This window comes from Ignavibacteria bacterium, from assembly GCA_016873845.1.
Classification (GTDB): Bacteria; Bacteroidota; Ignavibacteria; order Ch128b; family Ch128b; genus JAHJVF01.
Genome location: VGVX01000039.1, coordinates 1 through 26,439 on the forward strand (window position 1 = coordinate 1; position 26,439 = coordinate 26,439).

The following is a 26,439-nucleotide window of genomic DNA, read 5'->3' on the forward strand; positions in this document are numbered from 1 at the left end:
TACGACGGTTTAGTCCCGACAAGTCGGGATTGCCTTCAACCACTCGTAAAAAAGAAAGATTTAAGAATTAACCTAACACTTCTTAAGAGCGGAGAGAGAGAGATTCGAACTCTCGGTACAGCTTTACACCGTACGACGGTTTAGCAAACCGTTGGTTTCAACCGCTCACCCATCTCTCCAGGTTAATGCAAATTGATTCTTGCAAAGTTATGTTCTTTTCAAAGAAGGTTTATAAACAGTGCAAAAATAAAAATTTATCATTCTAAAACAAAATTACACTCGTTTTGATTGAGATCCTGTCTATTTAATCTCATTTCAGAATGACCATTTTTTTTGTGCTCACAAATTCACCTGCACGAAGTTGATAAAAATATACTCCACTCGATAATGGATAATTGAGAATTGAGAATGGATAATTATGATTCCCTGATTCTTTAATTTCATCAACGAGTGTTGCAACTTCTCTTCCCAGAATATCGAATAGCTTCAATGATACCTTGTTGGCGCTTGGAATTTGGTACTTGATATTTGTAATAGGATTAAATGGATTAGGATAATTTTGTCCCAAATAAAAATGATTTATCGTACTAGATTGCGGCTCATACACTGAGGTTATCGTACCAAAGTTATTCTTGTATTCAATTATTACATTTTGGGTGATGTTTCTTGCGACCGTTACTGAGTTTAAAAAATCGCTTCCGCGTCCAACTGTATATGCAATAATTATATCGATAGGTTTATTCACTTCTAATTTGAAAGGTCCTGTGTTTGCCTGAGCTCTTTTATCATTCCGACTGATATCAAGCCAACCGGTATTTGTTACTGGATTACCCGATAACATAAAAATTGGATTCACTGTATTACAATCTATCCCATAAACATTCCAAACTCCAATAACACAAGGATTAAGATTATTACCTGCATAATCTAATCCAAGTTGATAATTCCTCGCTTCAGTCTTTTTAGCAGGATTACCATACGTCGGATGAGATCGATAAATTACTTTGGAGGATGTCATGCACAAATTTTTATATCCAATCGATTTTGCTACTCCTCTGATCTGACCGTTCATATTATAAGAAGTGTCAGAGTTATTTCCAGTATAATAGCTTGGACCTTGCAAAAGGTTCAAGAAAATTGCCGGTGGATTTATTCCATATTCTCCATCGGAGCTGTCATTGTAAACATAAGCAGTATTTAGGAGAGTATCGCATCCACCGAGATCGTCTGTGTAATCGCCAAGATCAACATCAGACCAAACTGAAAAATAGACACTGTCTAAAATTGGACTTAGTAAGCCTGTATTCAAGAATGAGTATCTAACAAACATTACGTTTGAAAGATTCGGATCTCTGTTCGATGCGAATACAGTCTGCCGTACTTCAATTCCCTGAGGAGAAACATCGTTGTATCTACGCTTTGAAGCAGGTACACCATCATTATAAACGCACCAAGCAGTTTTATCTCCTAATAAATCCGGCATATCTTCATTTGCATCCCAAATTCCGTTACTGTTTTTATCAATAGGATTATAAATTCCGTCATTATCTCCATCATAAAAATAGGCGCCAAGTGCAACTGCATTCCGCCAATTTTGCCACGATGAGCCAAATGGAGGATCTGTTCTTGAGACGAAATACAATTTGTTTCGTGTGTCATTGGGATTCATTCCGACTTTGCCTGCTTGATAGTCTCGAATTCTATCTGCCGAAGCTACTGCATTTGCCCAAAGCTGTCCATTTGTTAATCCGGATAAATAAAATCCACCAGAGAAAATTATTCCGTGGCCATCGAATTGTTTTCCCCAGTATTGATATTGGATTGATTGTGAAACAATGACGGATTTAGCCGTTACATCTGTTGCAATTATTTCGTATGGAATGGTGATGTACACGTCTCCGATAATCCCGCTGTTATTCAAAGGTAATTTTAAGTTATTAGCATCCATCGCATCAAATTTAGATTTTAGCAATTCATAATCAATTGAAGTAGTAAAGATATGATCGTTGGCTAAACTATCTCCATGAGTTCCATCGTCATAAAGCAATGCGGAGGTGCCATCTTGAAACTTTGCAGTAACATTAGCAATTGCATCATCATCTATTGCAATCGCACGTAAAAGTATTGGATGATATTCATCAGGAAAATAAGCAGCAGCCGAATAGATAAACGGAGGTGGATTTATATCCAAGGTCTGATTGATAATCGCCAGCGCAATACAGTGTAGAGGCTGGTCGGGAAAACGTTGAAATGTTCTAAATGTAATGAATGGAGAATTTCCAAATATTACGGCACTTGCAAAATAATCGTCATGAATGTAACGTGTGAATTGCGTGCTTGTCTGCCAAGTAATGCCATTGTCAGTGCTCTTAGTGTAATAAATGTCGTACTGCTTGAAATCTGGAAGGACAGTTGGTTTTTGCATCTGGTATACTACCCATAAAGTTCCATCATTCGACTTTAAAACTCTTGGTCTTTCTTCATTAAGTGAGCTGCCTAATATTTTTGTTGCGGCAGACCAAGTATTCCCGTTATCAGTGCTAACCTTCTTATAGAAATCAAAATTACCCGATGAATTATCCTGAAAAATTCCGATGTAATTATTCGTTGTTGTCTCGATGATCGTTAGATATCTTTCAATCCAAGATTCAGCGGAAAATGTTTGGTCTGCCAGCCATGTCATTCCGTCGTCAGTACTTTTTCTATAATACACTTGTTCAGGAATTCCATAGCTCAACCAAATAGTATTATCCGAGGATTGAGCAATTGATATTTCTTGTACGCCCCTTGGATCTGGCATTGTAACGGTTGGCCAATTCCATGTTAATCCATCGTCATCAGAATAATAAATATTAATCGCAGAGTTTGTGGAATACGCGAGTAAAATTCTCCCAGTGTTTGTCCTTAATGCTGTATACGGCCAATGTGTTTTTGGCATTCTAATTACATATTTTGGTGTCTGCCAAGTATTTCCTCCATCTGTGCTTAAAGAAGTGAAAATAGAATCAAGCTTTTCAAAAGTCATTAAAATCTTAGTCGAAGAAATGACGACTGGATGAGTCTCTCTTATATTTGCATCTGAATGTTGGAATTTTGTGATTGATGAGAATTGTGAGTAAGCATTGAAATTCCCAAGAATTAGAAACAACCAGAAAAATATATTGCCAAGTATATTTTTCATTTTAGTCTCCCAAATGTTGTTGATAAGTTATCTTTTTATTTGCATTTAGTCAATAACCGACGGTTGGAACTTGCACACTGTGCTTTATTGATTTATCTTGGAGATAAAATTTTTGAGTGAAATGCACGAACTTTCAATAGCACAAGAAATAGTAAATATCGTCAATCAGCACATATCTGAAGGTGAAACTAATTCTGTCCGTTCTGTGAAAGTTGCCATTGGAAAATTGAGTAATGTGCTTACCGACTCACTCGAGTTTTGCTTTGAAGCGATTACAGCGAATACAAATCTTGACGGTACCAAACTCGAAATCCAAAGTATTCCACTTGTAGTTTTTTGTGCAGATTGTAATAAGAATTCTGAACTCGAAGATACGATTTTTGTCTGCCCAAATTGTAGCGGCTTCAACTTAAAAATTCAGAGCGGCAGAGAATTAAATGTACTTGAAATTGAACTTAATGATCCAGAGGGGAGCAAATGAGTGTAATTACTGTTGAAAGAAAAATTTTAGAGAAGAATGACGCCATAGCTGATCAGAATCGAAAACTCTTTAAAGAAAAAAACTTATTCGTTATTAATCTCGTTAGCTCCCCTGGCTCTGGCAAGACAAGTCTAGTCGAAAGAACAATCGCACTCGCTAAGGATAAAATGAAGATTTCAGTAATCGAGGGAGATTTGCAAACAAGCTTGGATGCAGAAAGGGTTGCAAAATTTGGTATCCCGGTTGTTCAAATTGTTACGCATGGCGCATGTCATCTTGAAGCCGTTTTGGTGCGTGATGCACTTGCTCAGCTTGAAGAGTTATCTGGAGAACTTCTAATCATTGAAAATGTCGGGAATCTTGTTTGTCCTTCTGGATATGACCTTGGAGAAGATCTCAAAGTTGTTGTAGTTAGCACAACAGAGGGAGACGATAAACCGCTCAAATATCCAGCAATGTTCAGAAATGCCTCTGCGCTTGTTATAAATAAAATTGACCTTGTTCCTTACTTAAATTGTTCGCTTGATGAACTAAAGAAAAATGCTTTATCTATCAATCCTAATCTAATAGTCTTTGAAACATCGTGTACGACCGATAAGGGCATTGAAAATTGGATTACTTGGCTCAAATCGAATCTAATTCGTAAATGACTTTACTCGCCAAGATTATCATCCGCGGTGCTGTGCAGGGAGTTGGATTCAGACCATTCATTTACCGCCTTGCTTCTGAATTGAAGCTTACTGGTTTTGTAAATAATTCTCCGCTCGGGGTTTTCATCGAAGCTGAAGGTACGAAATCTAAACTCGATGAATTTATTCTTAGAATTGAAAAAGAGAAACCTCCAATCTCTGTAATCACAAGCTTAGAATTTTCTTTTCTTGATCCGAGGGGTTATGACAAATTTGAAATTGTAAAAAGTGAATCAAGCGGATTGAAAACAACAATTATACTTCCGGATATTGCTGTTTGCCAGGATTGTTTAGCTGAAATGTTTGATCCTAATGACAGACGATTTCGATATCCATTCATCAATTGTACTAACTGCGGACCAAGATTTTCAATTATTGAATCAATCCCTTATGACCGGCCAAATACTTCAATGAAAGTATTTGAAATGTGTGAAGAATGCAGGGGAGAATATGAAAATCCTTTAGATAGAAGATTCCATGCTCAGCCGATTGCATGTACTAAATGCGGACCGCATATCGAACTATGGAGTGATTCAGGTGAAACTATTTGCAGTGATGAAGAATCAATTATGATCACTATTGAAAAAATTGTAGCAGGTAAAATAATTGCATTAAAAGGATTGAGTGGATTTCATTTGATCGTTGATGCCCGAAATGATGAGGCAGTAAAAAGATTGCGCGAAAAAAAACACCGCGAAGAAAAACCTTTTGCCCTTATGTTCAAAGATTTGGATTCAATCGAAAAGTACTGCGAGGTCTCCGCGTTAGAAAAGAGATTATTATGCTCGGCAGAAGCACCCATCGTTCTACTCAAAAAAAATCAGAGTGTCAGGTTCCAAAACCGGAATACTGATCCTTCCCTTAATTCCGCACTCCGGATTCCACATTCTGCACTTTCAAACGATATTGCACCCAACAATCCATATCTTGGTGCAATGCTTCCCTATACTCCGCTTCATCATTTATTAATGTGTGAATTAAATTTTCCAATTGTTGCAACAAGCGGAAATCTATCTGAAGAACCGATGTGCACTGATGAACTTGAAGCACTTACTCGATTAAGAGGAATCGCAGATTATTTTCTTCTACATAATCGTCCTATTGTTAGGCACACCGATGATTCAATTGTCCGTATTATTGATGGACGGGAAATGGTTCTTAGACGCGCTAGAGGATATGCCCCGCTTCCAATACAGGTTAATAGCTCGGATGCCAAGGATGTTTTAGCAGTCGGCGGTCACTTGAAAAATTCTGTGGCTTTGAAAGTCGGAAATAATGTTTTCGTCAGTCAGCATATTGGTGATTTATCAACGAATGAATCCTATAGCACTTTTCAAAAAGTCGTACAAGATTTTCAGAATTTGTATGAAAGTAAAGTTTCAAAATTAGTATGCGATCTTCATCCGGAATATCTATCTACCAAATTTGCAAAGGAGCAAAATATTAAAATCGAAGAAGTTCAACATCATTTTGCACATATTGCCTCTTGCAGAGCTGAAAATCTGATCGAAGGAAAAGCACTCGGAGTTTCTTGGGATGGGACAGGTTTTGGTTTTGATAATACTATTTGGGGGGGAGAATTCTATAGCACTGATGATAGTTCTTATAAGCACATCGGACAGTTTAGAAAATTTCGATTGCCGGGAGGAGAGACTGCTATTAAAGAACCAAGACGGAGTGCACTCGGACTTCTCTATGAAATTTATAAAGATGAAATTTTTTCAGGGTCAAATGAATTTCTCAATTCTGGATTCACAAAAGTGGAATTAAAAATATTAAGAGAGATGCTCGGAAAAAATTTCAATTGCCCACAGACATCGAGTGCAGGCAGACTGTTCGATGCAGTTTCCTCTTTAGTCGGAATCGCCCATCGCTCGCATTACGAAGGGCAAGCAGCTATGATGCTGGAGTTTAATGCAGACCCAAGTATCATCGATACATATCCAATCGAATTGAAAGAAGAAAAGATTTTTATTTTCGATTGGCGTGTTTTAATCGAAGCAATTTTAAATGACCTCAATAAGGAAATTGTGAGCGAAATTATTTCAGCTAAGTTTCATAATTCCTTAGCGGAATTAATAGTCCAGTTTGCAAAACAGATCGGCGAAGAAAAGATTGTTTTGAGCGGTGGTTGTTTTCAAAATGCTTTTTTACTTGAAAGAACTATAAAAAAATTGCGTGAAAATAATTTTAAAGTTTATTGGCACCAGCGTATTCCACCAAATGACGGGGGAATATCACTTGGACAAATCGCCGCTTTGAATTATACTAGAATTTATTGAGCGATTTGATATGCTTTTAAGTGATAAAAATTCTATATTTCAATCAATTAATGTTAACCAAAGTTTTTAATAAGATTCTTGTGGAGAAAATGTAATGTGCTTAGCAGTCCCAGGTAAGATAGAAATAATTCATGACGGCGATGAACAGCTCCGAATGGCTAAAGTAAACTTCGGAGGAGTGAAAAAAGATATTTCACTTGCATGGGTCCCTGAAGCCAAAGTAGGAGATTATGTTCTTGTTCATGTTGGATTTGCATTGAATGTTATTGATGAAAATGAGGCACAGGAAACTTTGAAAATTTTGCAAGAAATGAACGAATTGGAAGACTTGAATGCACAGGATGACATTGAAAAATTTAATAATCAAAAAAAATAAAGATTTCGAAAAGTTTTATAAAACTATTCAAAATCAACAGATTTACTAGTGATTCAAATTTTTTCATTAAATAATTCTTTATTAAAATTCTACATTCTCAATCCGTTGGCTAACGGATCAATTCTCAATTCCTAAATGAAGTACATCGACGAATATCGTAATTCACATTCAGCAAAAGTTCTGACGCAGAAGATTAAATCTTCAATAACAAAACCATGGAACATAATGGAAATTTGTGGCGGGCAAACTCATACCATCCTGAAATACAGCATTGATGAATTGCTGCCTAGTGAAATCAATTTAATTCATGGGCCTGGTTGCCCAGTTTGCGTCACACCTCTTGAAATAATCGATAAAGCAATAGCCATTGCATCTGAAAAAAATGTGATCTTTACTTCATTCGGTGATATGTTAAGAGTGCCAGGTTCAAGACTTGATTTATTGTCAGTGAAAGCGAACGGCGGCGATGTCCGAATGGTCTACTCACCGATGGATGCATTGAAAATTGCTGAGCAAAATCCGAATAAAAAAGTTGTATTTTTTTCTGTTGGTTTTGAAACTACTTCACCAGCAAATGCTATGTCCGTTATTGAGGCACATAAACGAGGATTGGAGAATTATTCAATTTTATGTTCGCATGTTTTAGTCCCGCCTGCGATAGATGCACTTCTTTCAAGTTCCAATACTTCTATTCAGGGATTTCTAGCAGCTGGTCACGTTTGTACGGTTATGGGATATAAAGAATATATTCCCATAGCTGAAAAATATAAAGTGCCGATTGTTGTGACAGGCTTCGAACCGATAGATATTTTACAGGGAGTCCTCGGCTGTGTCGTGCAACTTGAAGATGAAAAATGTGAAGTAGTTAATCAGTACAGTCGCGTTGTAAGAATAGATGGGAACATCGAAGCAAAGAAAGTTATCTTTGAAGTGTTTGAAATAACCGACAGGAAGTGGCGCGGGATTGGAATAATACCACAAAGCGGATATAAAATAAAAAATAAATATGCAGATTATGATGCTGAGAAAATTTTCGATGTCGCAGGAATAGAAGTTAGCGAATCACCGCTTTGTATTGCCGGAAATATTCTTCAAGGAGTAAAAAAGCCGTTTGAGTGTTCAGCATTCGGAAAAGAATGTACACCTGAACATCCGCTTGGCGCACCAATGGTTTCAACTGAAGGTGCATGTGCAGCCTATTTTCATTATAAAAAGAGCACCAATTAGTAAATCGTTAATCATGAATAGTCAAAAGTTAATGGTGAACAAGAAGAACAATTTTTCAATTTGCAATTTTCATTTTACATTATTTGTGAGTTGTAATGGATTTTAACCTTTCCTGTCCAATACCAAAATCGGAATATGACAAAGTTCTTCTTGCTCATGGCGGCGGCGGGACACTTTCCCATCATTTACTGCAGAAGATCTTCTTCTCGCAGTTTAACAATGAACTTCTCGATGTTCAGCATGACGGAGCGATGTTTACAATTGGTGGAAATAGATTTGCGTTCACAACAGATTCGTATGTTGTCAATCCGATTTTTTTCCCTGGCGGAAATATAGGCGATCTCGCTGTAAATGGAACCGTTAATGATCTTTCAGTATGCGGAGCAAAACCTCTATTCATTTCTGCCGGATTCATTATAGAAGAAGGATTTGAGATTGAGCAGCTATGGAGAGTAGTATTGTCAATGAATGAGGCAGCGAAAAGAGCTGGCGTTAAAATAGTTACAGGCGATACAAAAGTAGTTGATAAAGGAAAGGGAGATAAAGTTTTCATCAGTACTTCTGGTGTTGGATTGATTGAGAACGGGATAGACATTTTCCCAAAGAATTGTCGAGTTGGTGATGTAATTTTATTGAACGGGAAAATAGCAGATCATGGTATTGCGATTATGTCAGCACGCCAAGGACTTGAATTCGAAACGGAAGTTGTTAGTGATTCAGCTCCAATGAATGGTTTAGTCGATTCAATCTTAAAAGTAACAAAAAATGTTCACGTCATGCGGGATCCAACACGTGGAGGCATTGCTAGCGCATTGAATGAGATTGCCTCAGCGGCTAATGTTGGAATTGAAATTTATGAAGATAAAATCCCTTTATCCGAACAAGTCAAGGGAGCTTGTGAAATATTGGGATTTGATCCACTCTACATTGCAAATGAAGGTAAAGTCCTTATTTTTGTCCCTGAATCGGAATCGAAAAAAGTTTTAGAGATAATGAGACAACATGAGTATGGAAGAGAATCGCAAATCATAGGAAGAGTAACACAGGAAAATCCCAAAACAGTTTTAATGAAAACTTTAATCGGTAGTAAACGCATTGTTGATATGATTTCTGGAGAACAGCTGCCAAGAATTTGCTGAAGGTAACTTTTTATGAAACAAGTCCAATCAATAACGCTCCTGACTCAAAATCAAAAGGTCAAAGATATACTGCATAAGATTCAGCAAGTCGTTGATTCAGACAGTTCAATTCTTTTGATCGGAGAGACTGGAGTGGGTAAAGAGCTGTTCGCAGAATATATTCATAGAACAAGTTCGAGAGGAAACAATCCATTCGTAAAAGTAGGATTGAATGCAATACCTTCGGAACTTCTTGAAAGTGAATTATTCGGTCATGAAAGAGGTGCATTCACGAGTGCAAGTTATGAGAAAAAAGGTCTATTCGAACTTGCAAACGGAGGGAGCATATTTTTGGATGATATCGATGACTTCCCATTACACTTGCAAACAAAATTGCTGCGAGTTCTGGAGTCTCGTGAAATTATGAGAATTGGCGGAGTAGATACAATTCCAATTGATGTTCGGTTGATAACAGCTTCTAAAATTGATTTAAAAGATCATGTCAATGCAGGTAATTTTCGTGCAGATCTTTTTTACAGGATAAATGTTGTTCCGATCTATATTCCACCGTTGAGAGAACGCCCAGAAGACATTCCGCTTATATTTAATCATTATTTAAAACATTATGCACCGTACAAGGAGTTGACTTTATCAAATGAAGCACTCAAACATTTGATACATTACAACTGGCCTGGAAACATAAGAGAATTACGCAATACCGCCCAAAGACTTTCGCTCTTTTCACTCGGTGAGATTAAAGAAAATGATCTTCCTCCTGAAATCCGTGAATCAAATCCTGTCCAATTGTTGATCAAAGCATGCAACCACTGTTTCAGTAGTGATGGAATGACTTTTCAAGAAATTGTTGCTTGTCTTGAACACAATTTAATTTCCGAAGCATTGAAACAAAATGATCATAATCAATCTGCTGCTGCAAGAAAGCTTGGTTTGAGTTTATCGACATTAAGAGATAAAATTAAAAAATATAGTTTGTCATAATTCCTTCGTAAGTCAAATTCTCACAGCTCAGTACCTTTTCTCCTAAAATTTGCTCTTATTCTGCTCGCATATCTGATTTTATACACGGATTTCCGCAGACTATCATACGACAATCCGCAATAATCCAATTTCCTGCGGCTATTTATTCCATAAAAACAAATATTTTGCAATCGGCATTATTGTTGAATTACTTATGAAATTGAAAAGATGAGTGATTCAATTTCTAAATATCAAGCAATATTGCATGGCGAGATTATTGAAACATTCGAAAATCAGGGAAAACAATTCGCCAAAATCTCAATCGCCCCTACTTTTTTGGATATCCCAATTGGAACTCTGAACGAAGCCCACCTCGTAGAAAAACTGAAGTTAGAAGTAAATTTTTTAATTGAGGATATAGAGAATGATCCATTTTGGGAATCATAAGAATTTGAAACAACTAAACACAATTATTGAAAAATGCTTTTTTATATCATTAATCTGAAATTCTTTAATCATTAATATGGAGGAAATAATGAGTGATAAGCCCGTAACTTACTGGCAACAAATGCAGGCAAACGGCTATAGCAGAAGAGACTTTCTAAAATTCTGTGCATGGATGTCTGCCTTCATTGGAATCGAGGCGAGCGGAGTAGGGAAAGTTGTGAAAGCGATGGAAACAAAGCCTAGAATACCTGTCGTATGGTTTCATTTTCAAGAATGTACTTGCTGCAGCGAGTCATTTATCAGAACTGCACATCCAATTGTATCCGATATAGTTCTTGATAAAATTTCACTCGACTACACTGAAACACTTCAGGCAGCAGCTGGGCATCAAGCTGAAGAAGCCCTGCACAACACAATGAAGAAATACAAAGGTGAATATCTGATGCTCGTGGAAGGTTCCGTCCCGGTTTATGATGATGGAATCTATTGCTGCATAGGCGGACGATCTGCTATAGATATCATTGAGGAAGCAGCCGCAGGTGCGAAAGCGGTCGTCGCTTGGGGAAGCTGTGCATCGAACGGATGTATTCAAGCTGCAAGCCCAAATCCAACTGGAGCTAAACCTGTATCGAGTGTTATAAATGGTAAACCAATAATTAATGTTCCTGGCTGTCCACCAATTGGTGAAGTAATGGCTGGTACAATCGTTCACTTGTTAACTTTCGATAGAATTCCACAATTAGATGGCTTGGGAAGACCGAAAGCATTTTATTCGCGCAGAGTGCATGATACTTGTTACCGCCGGCCAAATTATGATGCTGGGCTTTTTGTTGATACGTTCGATGATGAAAATGCAAAACGCGGTTACTGTTTATATAAAATGGGCTGCCGCGGACCAGTAACTTATAATGCGTGTGGTATAACTCGTTGGAACGAAGGGGTAAGTTTTCCAATTCAATCTGGACATGGATGCATTGGATGCAGCGAAGCAAATTTCTGGGATAATGGTCCATTCTATAATCATTTGCCTTCATTCCCTGGATTTGGAATTGAAACGACCGCGGATAAAATCGGTGTTGCGGTTGGTGCTGTCACCGCAGCCGGTATTGCAGCTCATGCTGTTTCAACTAATATTAGAAAAAGAAAATTAATTCGAGAGGGAATAAATAATAATATGGTTGCTGAGGAAAAAGGAGGTGAATCATGAGTAAACGAATAGTAGTTGATCCTATTACAAGAATTGAAGGACACCTTCGCATCGAAGTAGAAGTTAAAGACGGAAAAATTGTCGATGCTTATAGTTCAGGGACAATGGTACGCGGTTTCGAAATTATTTTGAAAGGGCGTGATCCACGTGATGCATGGGCGTTTACAGAGCGTGCTTGCGGTGTTTGTACAACGGTTCATGCACTTGCATCAGTTAGAACAGTTGAAGATGCACTAAATACTAAAGTGCCGCCGAATGCAGAATTGATTCGAAATCTTATGTTCTGTGCTCAGTATCTTCAAGATCACGTAGTGCATTTTTATCATCTGCATGCACTCGATTGGGTCGACATTGTCAGTGCATTAAAGGCAGATCCCAAAAAGACCTCTGAGATTGCTCAGGCGATTTCCAGCTATCCGAAAAGCTCACCGAAATATTTTTCTGACTTACAGAAAAGACTGACTGCATTCGTAAGCAGCGGACAGCTTGGAATATTTGCGAATGGATATTGGGGACATCAAGCTTATAAGTTACCTGCCGAAGTTAATTTGATTGGTGTAGCACATTACCTCGAAGCTCTTGAATGGCAGAAAGAAGTGATAAAAATTCACACCATCTTTGGCGGAAAGAATCCACATCCAAATTATCTTGTTGGCGGTGTACCTTGCTCAATTAATGTTGACGAAGCCAATGCCATCAATGCAGAGCGCCTTGCGATGGTTGGTAAACTTTTAGACGACGCACAACAATTCGTTGAACAAGTTTATCTCGCTGATTTAATGGCTGTTGCTCCATTTTATTTGGAATGGGGTGGAATTGGCGGTGGACTATCCAATTATCTTGCTTACGGCGATTTGCCAACACATGGATACAACGATCCGTTAAAATTCAAATTTCCACGCGGTGTTGTAATGAATAGAAATCTCGCTGAAGTCTTTGAAGTTGATGGAAAGGATATCGAACAAATCAAAGAATTCATCGCTCATTCCTGGTATGAATATTCTGATGGAGATAATGCTGGACGGCATCCATGGTCTGGTGAAACAAAATTCAATTATACTGGTCCAAAACCGCCGTACGATCAACTTGATGTAAAAGGAAAATACAGCTGGCTGAAAACTCCAAGATGGAAAGGAAATCCAATGGAAGTCGGACCTTTGGCAAGACTACTTGTCGGTTATGCCTCAGGAAGAGAAGATATCAAAGAAGTTGTTAACTCAGCATTGAAGCAATTGAATGTCCCAGCTGCAGCACTTTTCTCAACACTCGGAAGAACAGCAGCTAGGGGACTTGAAACGCGTTTGGTGGCAGTATGGGCGAAAGAATTCTATCAACAGCTGCTTTCGAATATCAAGAATGGAGATACCAGGACATTCAACAATGAAAAATGGGAGCCAGAAACTTGGCCAAGTGAAGCGAAGGGCGTTGGTTTAAGTGAAGCCCCACGTGGTGCACTTGCTCATTGGATAGTGATCAAAGATAAAAAAATTGACAACTATCAGTTAGTTGTTCCATCAACCTGGAACGCATCTCCGCGCGATGCTGCTGGACAGATGTCCTCATATGAAGCTGCGTTGATAGGAACTCCTGTAAAAAATCCTGAACAACCGCTCGAGATACTTCGTACGATTCACTCATTTGATCCATGCATTGCATGTGCTGTTCATTTGTACGACGAAAAGGGAACTTATGTACATCAGCTTCAGACATTTTAGGAGGAAAAGATGAAAGAAAGTATTACTCGAGAATATGTCTGGCAGATTCCAGTTAGATTTTATCACTGGCTGAATGCTTTTTGTATTGTTGCACTTGCCGTTACTGGATATATGATTGGAAGTCCGCCGGCTGTACAAAGCAGTACAGAAGCCTCATTTGGCTATTGGTTCGGAACAATTCGATTTGTTCATTTTGTTGCAGCATTTCTCTTTTTCTTCAATTTTCTTTTCAGAATATATTGGGGATTTGTGGGAAATAAATATTCTGACTGGCACAATTTTATTCCTACAAAGAAGGAACAATTTAACGAGATGGTAGATGTTCTTAAAGTGGACATTCTCCAAACAAAAGGTAAACCTCTTGAATCAATAGGACATAACTCACTTGCTGGTGTGACCTATTTTATAACGTTCCTAGTTTTTCTTTTCCAATCAGCAACTGGTTTTGGAATGTATGCTGCAATGAGCGATTCATGGCTGCCGCAATTATTTACGTGGATTGTTCCTCTTATGGGAGGAGATTTTGCCGTGCGCCAATGGCATCATGTTATGATGTGGTTCTTCATCATCTTCTCAATGATTCATGTTTATCTTGTTTTCTATCATGACTACGTCGAAAGACGGGGAGTCACCTCATCAATGGTGGGGGGATGGAAATTTATAGATAAGCATGAATAAAACCTCCGCGAAACAATGGTAGATGACTAAGGCGGGATTTTTTCCCGCCTTTATTTTATCTTGAACTCAAAATTATGAATACCAATAAAATTTTAATTCTCGGTGTGGGAAATGTATTAATGGGAGATGAAGGAGTCGGAATTAGTTCAATTAATGAACTATCAAAAATTGAACTGCCTGAAAATGTTGAAGTACTCGATGGTGGGACTGGCGGATTTCACTTGCTTTCATATTTTGAAAACTATTCAAAAATTATTTTAATCGATGCCGCTTTAGATGGTAAACCTGCAGGTGAAGTTGCTATCATCGAACCAAAATTTTCCAAAGATTTTCCCAAGTCACTGAGTGCACATGATATTGGTTTGAAAGATCTTCTCGAATCTGCACAGTTGCTCAATTCCTTTCCAAAAATTTACTTGATTACAATTTCGGTAGCTCAGTTCCAAAATATGGGGATGGAATTATCGAAGGAAGTGGCGGATTCCATCCCGAAAGTAATTCATGAGGTAAAGGTAATAATTAAGAAAATATCTGAATCCGATCATTGATTTTAACCGTCGAAGCATTTTCTTAAAATTCATTCCTTGAATTTCCTGTGAAAAATTTATTATCTTAACTTGTACTAACGTAACACAAGATTAAAATTAAATGAATTATATACACTTATCCCCGCATTTCCCGCCGAATTATAGTCTTTTCAGTGTTCGCTTGAGAGAACACGGAGTTAATGTACTCGGGCTCGGCGATGAATCTTTTGAAAATCTAGATACTCAATTAAGATCATCTCTGACTGATTATTACAAGGTGGATGATTTACACAATTATGATCAACTCATGAGAGGGGTTGGATATTTTATTAACAAATATGGGAAGATCGACGGAATCGATTCTCATATTGAGTATTGGCTTGAGACAGAAGCTGAACTTAGAGATGATTTTAATATAGATGGGATTCGGTCAGACGAGTTCAATTATTTGAGCAGAAAGTCTTCAATGAAAAAAATTTTCTTGGATTGTGGACTTCCGGTTGCTCAGGGTAAAGTCATCCACTCTCAAAAGGAAGCCGAGGAATTTATTAGTGAAGTCGGTTATCCTGTCGTTGTAAAACCAGACAAAGGTGTAGGTGCAATCGATACATTCAAATTAGAAACAAGGTTCGATTTAGAAAATTTTTTCAAGTTCAAGCCGCCTGGAGATTTCATTTTTGAGGAATTCATTGAAGGCAAAATTGTTTCCTTTGATGGGATAGTCGATTCCGACAGCCGCCCAATATTTTTCACTTCGCATCAATATTCGAGCGGTGTTATGGAAATTGTAAATGATGATACTAACGTTTACTATTTTTCTTTTCGAGAAATACCCGAAGATTTGATTAATGCCGGAAAAAAGATTTTAAAGTACATCAAACTGCGGAAACGGTTTTTCCATCTGGAATTTTTTCGAACGAAAGAAGAGAAATTAATTCCACTGGAAATAAATCTCCGTCCACCGGGAGGATTAACTACGGACATGTTTAATTATGCATGCGATGTTGACATCTACAAGGAGTGGGCTACTGTAATCACTCAAAATTCGCTCACTTACTCATTTAGCAGGAAATATCACGTTACATTTATCGGGAGGAAATACAATAGAATATTCATGCACTCGCATGATCAAATTCTTCATAGGTTCAGTAATAAAATAGTTTATCATGGTGAGATGCCCGTAGCATTCAGCCGTGCAATGGGAAATTATGCATACATCGTAAGGTCGCCAGAACTTGAAGAAGTGCTTGATATGACTAGATTTATTCTCGAATAATTGAATTTCTGGAAAGATTCTATCTTCAGGAAATGATATAAATATTCTGAAAGATAGAATCTTTTTAAGATTCACTCCTATACCCTCAATCGATTAATCTTGTAGAAATTTTCTGAAATTTTTCCGAATTTTGTATAGAAAAATTTTAATAACCAACCTTAATTAGGAAATAATGGCAGTAATAAAACCTTTCAGAGCATTAAGACCAACAAAAGAGAAAGCACATCTTGTTGCAAGTGTTCCGTACGATGTTGTGAGCAGAGATGAAGCAATGGAATTAGCTAGTGGAAATGAGTTTTCTTTACTTAGAATAACACGAGCTGAAATAGATTTTGATCCGTCAACTAATCAGTATTCAAAAGAAATTTATCAAAAGGCGAAAGCTAATTTGGATGAAATCAGGAAAAAAGCTCCTTTGATTAAAGATGATTCTCAAAAATTCTATCTTTATAGATTAGTAATGGGAGAGCAAAAACAGATCGGTATTGCAGCTACTTTCTCAGTTGACGATTACGACAATGACGTAATATTAAAACATGAAAAAACCCGCCGCGAAAAAGAGGATGACCGAACAAATCATATTTTAACTACTGAAGCACAAACAGGTCCAGTATTCTTGACATATAAAGACCGTGTTAAAATTGACGATGCGGTATCGAAAATAATTTTAACTGAACCAGAATATGATTTTACGGCTGTCGATGATGTTCAGCACACAATTTGGATTGTACCTGAAGGTTATAATGAATTGATAATTAGTGAAATAAAATCAACCGATAAAATTTACATTGCTGACGGTCATCATCGTGCTGCGAGTGCAAGCCGGGCTCGTACTTGGAGAAAAGAAAATAATCCCAATCATAATGGAACAGAAGATTACAACTTTTTTATCGGAGTGTTATTCCCAGCAGAACAGCTGAAAATCCTACCTTACAATAGGATTGTGTTTGACTTAAACGGACTAAGTGAATCCGATTTTCTTAATAAGGTAGAAGAAAATTTCGTTTTGAGTGAAACATCATCTCCTTCACCAGATGATGCTGGAAATATTGGAATGTATCTCAACAAAAAATGGTACAATCTTCAACCAAATGAGAACGTGAAGCGAACATCAAATGTCGGAGATAATCTCGATGTCAGCATTCTTCAAAATTATCTTCTTGAACCGATTTTGGGAATTGACGATCCAAGAACGAATAAACGAGTGGATTTTATCGGAGGAATTCGAGGAACAACAGAATTAGAAAAATTAGTTGATTCAGGAAAAGCTGCTGCAGCATTTTCTATGTTTCCGGTTTCGGTAAAAGATTTAATGAGAATTTCGGACGCAGGAGAGATAATGCCTCCTAAATCAACATGGTTTGAGCCAAAACTAAGAGATGGACTTTTAATACATTTAATTTAATCAAAAAAGTAATTGAGGTTAATATGACAAAAAGAGTATATAATTTGAATCCAGGCCCAGCGATTCTGCCAGAACCAGTATTGGAAGAAATGAAAGAAAATCTTGTTTCACTTCCAGGTGTCGGAATGTCTGTACTTGAAATCAGCCACAGATCATCCACATTTGAAAACATGCTGAACGGTGCTATTGAAGACATGCGGAAACTCGCAAACATTCCTGCGAACTATCACATCCTTTTCGTTGGTGGTGGCGCAAGTACGCAATTTTCAATGATACCGATGAACTTTATGCCGCTGAAAAACAAAGCCGACTATATCGTTACTGGTGCGTGGTCAAAAAAAGCCGTGAAAGAAGCTAAGCGCATTGGAACGGTGAATATTTCAGCAACAACAGAATCAGAAAACTTCAAACGAATTCCGAAACAGGAAGAAATGAAATTCGATCCAGAAGCTTCGTATGTTCATTTCACATCGAACAATACAATATTCGGCACTCAGTTTTTCACTGAACCAATAGTCGGAGATGTACCATTGATCTGTGATGCAAGTTCGGATATATTTTCTCGAGCAGTTGATTTTTCAAAGTATGCAGCGGTTTATGCAGGGGCTCAAAAAAACTTAGGCCCTGCGGGAGTAACGTTGGTAATTATTCGAGATGATATGATGGCTCGTTGCTCAGATTCACTTCACACCATGTTGAATTATAAAACTCATGTTGAGAATAACTCACTTTATAATACCCCACCGGTATTTGGCATTTATGTAATAAGTTTAGTATTGAAATGGCTTCTTAAAAATGGTGGAATCGATGCGATGGCAAAACTGAATGATGAGAAAGCAAAATTATTGTATGATTGTATTGACAATTCAAGCGGATATTTTACAGGACATGCTGAAAAAGAGAGCCGCTCTAAAATGAATATTCCATTCAGACTTCCATCAGAAGAGCTTGAGAAAAAATTTGTGAAAGAATCTGCAGATTCAGGTTTTGCTGGATTAAAAGGACACAGATCTGTTGGCGGATTGCGTGCTTCGATTTATAATGCATTTCCACTGCAGGGAGTAAAAGACTTAGTAGATTTCATGAAAGAATTCCAGAAAAAGAATTCTTAACATAGACATAGGAATATTTGAGCTATCCTGATTTTTGAATTGGGATAGCTTTTTTATTTCGGAAAACATCAGAAGAAAAGTTAGCAAAGGTGGGGATGGTTCTTCCAAATTTATTTTTAGAGAAATCATGATGGAGAACTAATTAGACTGAATTCAATTTATTTTATTCCGATAATAAGTTAAAAAGCTAAAATGAAAAACCTTTAGAATGTATTTGTTTCTATGAAAATTACCTGGTTTAGTCTTGTAATATTTTTCACTGCAAACACTATTTGTGTTTCCCAGTATTTTTGGAGTAATCCGTCGATTCAAAATAATAATCTTTTTGACGTACACATTTACAACTCCAACACTATATTTGCATGCGGTGAACTTGGAACTTTGTTAAAATCAACCAATAACGGTTCCGCGTGGCAAATTACTCACCGGCTTCAGAACATTTATACGGATTTTAAGTCAATTACTTTTACAGATCAATATAACGGATGGATTGTTGGTGATAACGGTGAAATTGTTCGGACATTTGACGGGGGATATAATTGGTCTTGTCAGTCCTCTCCCACTAACAAAAATTTAAGAAAAGTCTTTGCTCTCCGCTGGGATAGAGCTTGGGCGGTGGGTGAATCAGGTTCAATACTTTATGCATCGAATGGTTACAGTTTCTCTTCGCAGACTTCAAATACAATTAGAGATTTAAACTCAATATTTTTCATTGATGATCAAAAAGGATTTGCCGTTGGTGACAGCGGCGTAATGCTTCGCACGTTCAATGCTGGCAGTAATTGGTCGGCATTTCCACTTTCACAAGTAAAGAAAAATATTTACGATATATTCTTCCCATCGGCGTTGCGTGGATATGCTGTTGGAGATTCAGGATTGATTTTAAAAACTACAAACGGCGGTTTGAGCTGGGATATTATTGCAAATACAATCTCGGTATCAAATTTTCGTGCCGTTTATTTCAAAGACGAGAATAGAGGTTGGATTGTTGGAAATGAATCGCGGCTCTTTTTCACAACGGATGGAGGAAATACCTGGACTTTTCAAAACAGTCCGACATGGAGAACTTTATTTGGTGTCCATTTCATCTCTAACCAGGAAGGTTTTGCAGTGGGAGATTGGGGAACAATTTTGAAGACAACCAATTCCGGAACTTCATGGACACAATTGAATCAGGGCAATGATGAATATTTGAACAAAAGCTGGTTCATAAATGAAAATGTCGGATGGATTGCCGGCGATAGAGGAGTATTGTTAAAAACAACGAATGGAGGATTCAGCTGGACAAAAGTTCCGACATGGAACAGATGGAATCAACCTATGACTGCTGACATAAATGCAATCCAATTTCTTGATGCGAACAATGGTTTTGCTGTCGGCGATTCAGGATATTTTTCATACACAACAAACGGTGGAAATGAATGGTACTTTTATCACTATGATGCATTGAATAAAATGGATGATTTGTTTAGTCTGCATTTCTTTGATTCGTACAATGGCTGGGTGGTTGGAGGATATTGGAGCCAGCCTGTATTTCTGAAAACTACGGATCGCGGACAAAGCTGGCACATTTGGCGTCCGTCGGATGCCTATAATGCAGCAGTACCATTGCATGTGAATATGCTGAATTATTCCAGAGGTTGGGCTTCGGGAAGAACTGGCGTGTTAAGATATACAGTAAATGGAGGATACGATTGGCAGTACTATGACCCGAATATTCTCGGTTTCGGAGATTGGCTGAATTGGATTCACTTCATCGATTATAACACTGGATGGACTTGCGGTAAGTCTGGAAAGATTTTTAAAACTACCAATGCTGGTATAACATGGTTTGAACAATATTCCGGAACTGACAAAGAGCTTCTTTCTATTGTTTTTGCTGACGAAAATTTTGGTATGCTCTGTGGAGCAGAAGGTACGATTCTAAGAACAACTGATGGCGGAAATTCCTGGGCAAGTCTTCCAAAGATGACTAACGGAAGATTAGAATCTATATTCAAAGCAAGCTCCCTGATTTGGTATGTTACTGGCGATAGAGGATTAATATTCAAAACTACTAATGCAGGAACCACATTCGTTGAATTGGATGATCCCATACCTCAGGTTCTTGAACTTAAACAAAATTACCCAAATCCATTTAATAGCACTACGACTATTGAATTTGTATTGAATAAAACAACAGACATTGAATTGGGCTTATTCAACGCAATCGGAAGGAAGGTGATTACAATATCACAGGGGAGACTTTCATCAGGAACTCATGTTGTAAGCTTTGATACGAAACATCAGAATCTAAATCTCTCATCTGGAGTTTACTTTATTAGACTTAATGCTGGGAACATTCAAAAAACGATCAAGACCATTTACTTAAAGTAAGAATACTTCACGTTTAAACTTCACGAATTAACTTATTGAATTTTTAACTATCTTTGCTCGCACTAATTTATTTATTGAGGTTTAAATTGAAAATTGGAATTAACTTTTTTGTACTTTTTATTATTATTTTTTCATCTTTAAATGTCTCCGCTCAGTGGAACCAGGAATTCCAAATTAATAATTTTGATTCAAGTAGAGTAGCAGGCTGGGTACCATTTAAAAAGCTTGGGGATAAATGGGAATATCGATTTTATACTTTAGACACAACGAAATTCGAAGTTTACAGCTCGCACTACGGCGGGACGGTTCAATATTCCTACAGTTTTACTGCTGAAGAGAAAGCAGCAGGAAATCTTCTTTATTCTGTTGGAGTAGATTTAACCGGAGATAACTTAGTTGAATTTTATGTTCTTGGATATATTGGAACAACATCGATTCGTCAGACAGTTAAAATTATTAATATAACTTCCAAGGTAACTCTCTTTGCTCTGAACGAACCGAATTTTTCTTTTACTGCTCCAACAATTTATGACATAGATAATGATGGTATCTTGGAAGCTGTTTTTGCGAGATTTGCCTACCCTTATACTGGCGCTTATGGTTATGTGATTTATAACACAGGAATTTCCACATCTGTTGCTGGAGACATCGAACCAATAAAATTCGATTTGAAACAGAATTATCCGAATCCATTTAATCCGAAGACAAATATTGAATTCACGCTCGACAGATCAGCAATGACACGACTCGAAATTCTTGATTCGAATGGTCAGAGGATAGATGTTCTGTTGAATTCAAACTTACCCGCTGGAAAGCACAACATTATTTGGAAGGGTGAAAATCCCAGTGGCAGAAGATTAGCAAGCGGAGTTTATTTCTATCGCCTTACAGTGGATGGCTTCGAACAAAATAAAAAGATGCTTCTTCTGAAATAAGCTTTAATTTTACTGAAAATATATTTTCAACATGCCTAATCCTTGGCTGAATATTCCATTTGATGACTACGAAGCTCACATGTCTTCTCCGGAGATTGAACAGCTTCAAACATTGAATAAGATATTTAAAGATACGTGCGACAAATACAAACCGGAATCGATTGCGATTTTGGGCTGCTGTACGGGAAACGGTTTTGAACACATCGATACGACTATCACGAAAAGAGTAATCGGGATAGATATTAATCCAAAATATCTTTCGATTGTAAAAGAGAGATATGCGGAATTGATCCCAAATCTCGAACTAATTGAATTGGATATCTCAAAAAGTGAATTACCTTTCCAAAGGATTGATTTAGTTTTTGGCTCATTAATTTTTGAGTACGTTAATGTTGAGAAAGCTTTGGGCAGCATAAAAAAGGTTTTAAATCCGAATGGAAAACTCGTGGTTTGTCTTCAAATGGAAAGTGAATCTTGTGGTGTTGCTACCCCTTCTCCTTACAAAAGTTTGGAAAAATTATCTGATGTTTTGAAGTTAATCAACCCCGCTGAGTTTATGGAAATAACTCGCAAGCATGGACTTCGAGAAATTGAAAATTATGAATTACCGATCAAGCAAGGTAAAAAGTTTTTTATCTCAACCAGTGTTTTCTAACTATTCCAATTAACTAATAACTTCATACCAAAAACTAAAAACCACTAACCAAATTCCCTCCATCCTTTTCCCTCCAATAAGGCAGCCACGCGAGAGAAAGAGATTTCACCGAAATATCAGATCTCTTCGGGCGGATCTTAATTTCTTCAAGCTCAAATTTATCGGTATCATATTTTTCAGATATAAGTGAAATTTCCGATTCGAGTTCCGAATTCAAATCGGAAATTTGCTGATTCAGTGTTTTGATGTTTTCTTCCGCATTAGCTACATCTTGCTTCTCTTTCATTGTACGTGATGTTTTTGAGATCGTGGTGCCCGCACGTCCGATTGTACCTCTTGTACTTTTTCGTCCGAACAGCGCTCCGAGTACAGTTGCACCGAGTGAAATCGCCGCATCAAGTTTTTGCTGCTGATATTGTGCAGATTGAACTCCAAGCTGCTGCTCAGCTTTTCGAATTTTCTCGTTAAGCGAATTGATTTTCGATTCGTACTTCTTTTTCAAATTTTCGATTTCTTCATCACGAAGCTCATGAAGCGAATGGGTTAGTCGAATTCTAAAATCCCTCTCTGATTCCATCGGTTCTGAATTGGTTTTCGTCAGTTTTTCGGAAAAAAGATTGATCGATGAGTTTCTGTATAAATAATTTTCCAATTCCTTTCCTAGAGTTTCGAAATTCTTCGGGATAGTTATTCCTTCCGGAAGATTTGCAAATTCTGCTTCATCCAACTCTTTCATTTTTGTGAAATCTTCTTCATGTATTTCAAAAGATTCCTGATCATCCCAATTTATCATTTCTGCAGTTTCGATAAGATTGAAGAAATGAGTTTCATCGAGCGTTTGATCAATTTTGTGCTTTGCAGAAGAAAAGTGAACTTTACTTTTACCCAACAGATAAGGTTTATAATGAAGACTAGAATTTTCAGTTGGCTTGCTGCTTCTCAATGGGATGAAGACTTGATCAATTTCATTAGGTATTAAAGGCTGGGAAGAAACAGATCCTGCCTTAGTTGCCTCAACTGGTTTCTTTGGAACTGAATAGCTTTCTTTCAGTTTGTTTTTCATCAGTTTAGAAATTTGAACTCGGGTTAACGGCCCACTTAAAAAAGACATAACCCAACGAGTGTGGAAGATCACAGACGAATCTTCATGAACATTATTCATTAAAAATACCCTGCTTTCTAAATTCGAGATCAATTCATCAAGTTCTTTCACATTAACGGCTGCACCGCCGCTTTTAGAAATTGTCTGCAGACCATCCATGATTCGATTTTTATCCTGTTCGGTTTGCAATCGTCCAATGAACCAAGTTCCAATATTTGAAAGTCCCTTGTAATCAAGATCAACTGGATTTTGAGTTGCAAGCACGACTCCAACTCCAAATGCACGTGCCTGTTTTAGCAAAGTCATCATTGGAGTTTTTGATGGAGGATTCGAAGTCGGTGGAAAGTAACCAAATATTTCATCCATGTATAAAATTGCACGAAGACTTGTTGTGCCGGATTGTGTACGCATCCAATTTATTGTTGAATTCAAAAGCAGAGTTACGAAAAACATTCTTTCTCTATCGCTCAAATGTGCGATGGATAAAATTGAATGCTTCGGTTTTCCCTCTGAAGTATAAAGCAGATTTTGAATATCGAGCGGTTCGCCTTGCATCCATGCTGTGAAGCCCGGTGAAGCAAGCAGATTGTTAAGCTTCATTGCTAGTTCGAATCTTTCTTTTGAGGGATAAAACGATTCAATTTCGAGTACACCGACTTTTTTCATCGGTGGATTTGAAATGGCATTTATTAATTCTGCAAGAGAGAGATTAGTTTTCCTCTTCCAATAATGTTCAATAATGTTTGATATAAGAATTGTCTCTTTGCTCTTGATCGGATCTGCATCCACTCCGATCAAATTCAAAAGTGCAGAGCTTACTCCCAAAATACTCTCTCTCAATGAATATTCATCATTAAGAATCTTTTCCGACGGTGCATTCAGCGAACTCAGTACTGAAATCTGTTTGCCGGCATCGCTTGCAGACGTGTAAATTTCTGTTACGACGGAATCCATTAACTTTTTAATTCTGCTTGGTTCTTGATTCCATTTTGCAAGACCTTCTTTCCAGTCATTTGCTTTTTTTGAAGCGAGTTCATCGAGAGAAATTCCTTTTCGTGAAGCTTCTTCCTCGCTAATCCAATCTTTGAAGTCATTTGCTCGAAGTTCAGGAAATGTAAGCATCAAATTTGAAAGGTCGCCTTTTGGATCGATGATAAGTGCAGGAATTTTATCGATAGCAGCTTCTTCCAACAATCCGATGCAAAGTCCGGTTTTTCCGCTGCCGGTCATACCGACACACATTGCGTGCGTAGTTAAATCTTTTGAATCGTAAAGAATAAAATTGTCTGTCAGCTTTTTTTTCTTTTGGTCATATTCTTTGCCGAGGTAAAACACTCCAAGTTTTTCATAATCGATCATATTGAAATCCTTTCACGTTCTGTTTTTTAGCTGAGCTTTGTATTTTAATTGCACTTTATAATCTAAAAAATTATTGCCACAAAGACTCTAAGGCACTAAGATTCACAAAGAAGTTTTAAATATCTCTTTGTGTCTTTTTGCCTTTGTGGCATTGTAATACTTCTTTTTCATCAGTAATAACTTGTACTGAGCTTGCCGAAGTATCAGCTTCATATGTGGCACTTGCCTGCCAACGGCGGATCTGTTTGCTATTGTAATGCTTCTCACTTATAATTCACAAACTGAGTCGGAAATTCCAAGTCTGCGTCACGTATCATTTTAATTACGGTTTGCAGATCGTCTATATTTTTCCCGCTTACTCGAACTTGCTCATCTTGAATTGCGGATGTTACTTTAAGCTTCGAATCTTTAATCATTTTCGTAATTAATCTCGCTTTGTCTTTATCAATTCCGGATTGCAATAATATCTTCTGCTTTACTTCACCCGAAGCCGCCGGCTCAATCTCGTTATACTTCAATGCTTTCAGCGAGACGCTTCTTTTCACCAGCTTGTTCTGGAGTATATCAACGCATGCCTTTAGCGGAAATTCATCCTTTGAATGAACCATCAAAAACATTTCTTTCTTATTAAACTCGATTGACGAGTTTGTATCTCGCAAATCATACCGCTGCTTTATTTCTTTGTTTGCCATGTTAACGGCATTATCGACTTCCATTGCATCGACCTTTGAGACAATATCCATAGAATGCTGTGCCATTGATCTCCTTTTTATGTGAAAGTTAAGAAATAAGTTGGTGCAGTTCAAAACAGAACGGTATTGGTTAATGGTTAATCCCGCCAGAACTCGCCTGTTGCAAACAGGGAAGGCAAGCGTTAATGGTTAATTGTGAAAATATAAGTGAATTATCAAAACTGAATGAGACTCTTGACTAAAATGTTATCCTTTACTAAAATGCGAAGGGGAGAACAATGTTATGATTTTACAAATGAGATATGGTGATTTAGGAAAGATTCGAATTTGAATCTTAAGAAATTGAATTATGAAATTTCTGTCAATGGTCAATAGTACCACATTCATATTGAATTTTTTTCACACAATATAACTTATAATTATATGTTTAACCGAATGAGAGGTGTATATTAAAACTTAGTTGAAAATTAAAAAGAGAGACCCCAGATTAAATAATTAAAAAATAAAAAAAACAAACAAAAGGAGTCTCTCAGATGCAAAATAGTAAAATCAATAAGGAAAAGCTTGAAAGGTTTTTAAGTCAACCCATTGAGCTTCAACTTGAATTATTTAAAAACTATG

At 37.3% G+C, this 26,439-nt stretch carries 21 protein-coding genes and 1 tRNA gene; 18 read left to right on the forward strand and 4 right to left on the reverse strand.

Features of this window, described 5'->3' with window-relative positions; genetic code table 11:
* Positions 1 to 89: 89 nt before the first annotated feature.
* Positions 90 to 179: transfer RNA gene (locus tag FJ213_08365), tRNA-Ser, on the reverse strand.
* Positions 180 to 310: 131 nt separating this feature from the next.
* Positions 311 to 3,181: a T9SS type A sorting domain-containing protein gene (locus FJ213_08370; GenBank protein ID MBM4176171.1), complete on the reverse strand. Its 2,871-nt coding sequence runs from the start codon at positions 3,179 to 3,181 to the stop codon at positions 311 to 313.
* Positions 3,182 to 3,302: 121 nt separating this feature from the next.
* Between FJ213_08370 and hypA the strand changes: the two genes are divergently transcribed.
* From hypA to FJ213_08460, 18 genes are all read left to right on the forward strand, one after another.
* Positions 3,303 to 3,662 (forward strand): hydrogenase maturation nickel metallochaperone HypA, encoded by a 360-nt coding sequence (gene hypA, locus FJ213_08375; GenBank protein ID MBM4176172.1) that lies wholly within the window; start codon positions 3,303 to 3,305, stop codon positions 3,660 to 3,662.
* Complete coding sequence (gene hypB, locus FJ213_08380; protein ID MBM4176173.1) at positions 3,659 to 4,312, forward strand: hydrogenase nickel incorporation protein HypB; 654 nt, start codon at positions 3,659 to 3,661, stop codon at positions 4,310 to 4,312. The genes hypA and hypB overlap by 4 nt, the downstream gene beginning before the upstream one ends.
* Positions 4,309 to 6,633: a carbamoyltransferase HypF gene (gene hypF / locus FJ213_08385; GenBank protein MBM4176174.1), complete on the forward strand. Its 2,325-nt coding sequence runs from the start codon at positions 4,309 to 4,311 to the stop codon at positions 6,631 to 6,633. The genes hypB and hypF overlap by 4 nt, the downstream gene beginning before the upstream one ends.
* 94 nt (positions 6,634 to 6,727) lie before the next feature.
* Positions 6,728 to 7,009: a HypC/HybG/HupF family hydrogenase formation chaperone gene (locus FJ213_08390; protein ID MBM4176175.1), complete on the forward strand. Its 282-nt coding sequence runs from the start codon at positions 6,728 to 6,730 to the stop codon at positions 7,007 to 7,009.
* 135 nt (positions 7,010 to 7,144) lie between these two features.
* Entirely contained in the window at positions 7,145 to 8,236 is a 1,092-nt protein-coding gene (gene hypD, locus FJ213_08395; protein MBM4176176.1) for a hydrogenase formation protein HypD, read from the forward strand.
* Between the two features lie 95 nt (positions 8,237 to 8,331).
* Complete coding sequence (hypE, locus tag FJ213_08400) at positions 8,332 to 9,375, forward strand: hydrogenase expression/formation protein HypE (GenBank protein ID MBM4176177.1); 1,044 nt, start codon at positions 8,332 to 8,334, stop codon at positions 9,373 to 9,375.
* A gap of 12 nt (positions 9,376 to 9,387) precedes the next feature.
* Entirely contained in the window at positions 9,388 to 10,353 is a 966-nt protein-coding gene (locus FJ213_08405; GenBank protein MBM4176178.1) for a sigma-54-dependent Fis family transcriptional regulator, read from the forward strand.
* Between the two features lie 207 nt (positions 10,354 to 10,560).
* Positions 10,561 to 10,779: a hypothetical protein gene (locus tag FJ213_08410; GenBank protein MBM4176179.1), complete on the forward strand. Its 219-nt coding sequence runs from the start codon at positions 10,561 to 10,563 to the stop codon at positions 10,777 to 10,779.
* 88 nt (positions 10,780 to 10,867) lie between these two features.
* Complete coding sequence (locus tag FJ213_08415) at positions 10,868 to 11,986, forward strand: hydrogenase small subunit (protein ID MBM4176180.1); 1,119 nt, start codon at positions 10,868 to 10,870, stop codon at positions 11,984 to 11,986.
* Complete coding sequence (locus FJ213_08420) at positions 11,983 to 13,701, forward strand: nickel-dependent hydrogenase large subunit (GenBank protein ID MBM4176181.1); 1,719 nt, start codon at positions 11,983 to 11,985, stop codon at positions 13,699 to 13,701. Before FJ213_08415 ends, FJ213_08420 begins: the two co-directional genes overlap by 4 nt.
* Before the next feature lie 9 nt (positions 13,702 to 13,710).
* Entirely contained in the window at positions 13,711 to 14,379 is a 669-nt protein-coding gene (gene cybH, locus FJ213_08425; GenBank protein MBM4176182.1) for a Ni/Fe-hydrogenase, b-type cytochrome subunit, read from the forward strand.
* 74 nt (positions 14,380 to 14,453) lie between these two features.
* On the forward strand, positions 14,454 to 14,927 hold the full coding sequence (locus FJ213_08430; protein MBM4176183.1) for a hydrogenase maturation protease: 474 nt from the start codon (positions 14,454 to 14,456) through the stop codon (positions 14,925 to 14,927).
* Positions 14,928 to 15,027: 100 nt separating this feature from the next.
* Positions 15,028 to 16,182, forward strand: a complete 1,155-nt coding sequence (locus tag FJ213_08435; GenBank protein MBM4176184.1) for an ATP-grasp domain-containing protein — start codon at positions 15,028 to 15,030, stop codon at positions 16,180 to 16,182.
* A 172-nt stretch (positions 16,183 to 16,354) separates the two neighbouring features.
* A complete protein-coding gene (locus FJ213_08440) occupies positions 16,355 to 17,587 on the forward strand; it encodes a DUF1015 domain-containing protein (GenBank protein ID MBM4176185.1) in 1,233 nt (410 codons plus the stop codon).
* 23 nt (positions 17,588 to 17,610) lie between these two features.
* Positions 17,611 to 18,699, forward strand: coding sequence for a 3-phosphoserine/phosphohydroxythreonine transaminase (serC, locus tag FJ213_08445; GenBank protein MBM4176186.1), 1,089 nt, complete (start codon positions 17,611 to 17,613; stop codon positions 18,697 to 18,699).
* 222 nt (positions 18,700 to 18,921) lie between these two features.
* Positions 18,922 to 21,075 (forward strand): T9SS type A sorting domain-containing protein, encoded by a 2,154-nt coding sequence (locus FJ213_08450; protein ID MBM4176187.1) that lies wholly within the window; start codon positions 18,922 to 18,924, stop codon positions 21,073 to 21,075.
* 53 nt (positions 21,076 to 21,128) lie between these two features.
* The gene (locus FJ213_08455) at positions 21,129 to 22,010 is read left to right on the forward strand and encodes a T9SS type A sorting domain-containing protein (GenBank protein ID MBM4176188.1); all 882 of its coding nucleotides are present in this window, start codon (positions 21,129 to 21,131) and stop codon (positions 22,008 to 22,010) included.
* Positions 22,011 to 22,041: 31 nt separating this feature from the next.
* Positions 22,042 to 22,665, forward strand: coding sequence for a class I SAM-dependent methyltransferase (locus tag FJ213_08460; GenBank protein ID MBM4176189.1), 624 nt, complete (start codon positions 22,042 to 22,044; stop codon positions 22,663 to 22,665).
* Positions 22,666 to 22,699: 34 nt separating this feature from the next.
* Here FJ213_08460 and FJ213_08465 read toward each other — a convergent pair whose 3' ends face one another.
* Positions 22,700 to 25,126, reverse strand: coding sequence for an ATP-binding protein (locus FJ213_08465; GenBank protein MBM4176190.1), 2,427 nt, complete (start codon positions 25,124 to 25,126; stop codon positions 22,700 to 22,702).
* A 263-nt stretch (positions 25,127 to 25,389) separates the two neighbouring features.
* The gene (locus FJ213_08470; GenBank protein MBM4176191.1) at positions 25,390 to 25,884 is read right to left on the reverse strand and encodes a YajQ family cyclic di-GMP-binding protein; all 495 of its coding nucleotides are present in this window, start codon (positions 25,882 to 25,884) and stop codon (positions 25,390 to 25,392) included.
* Between the last annotated feature and the right edge of the window lie 555 nt (positions 25,885 to 26,439).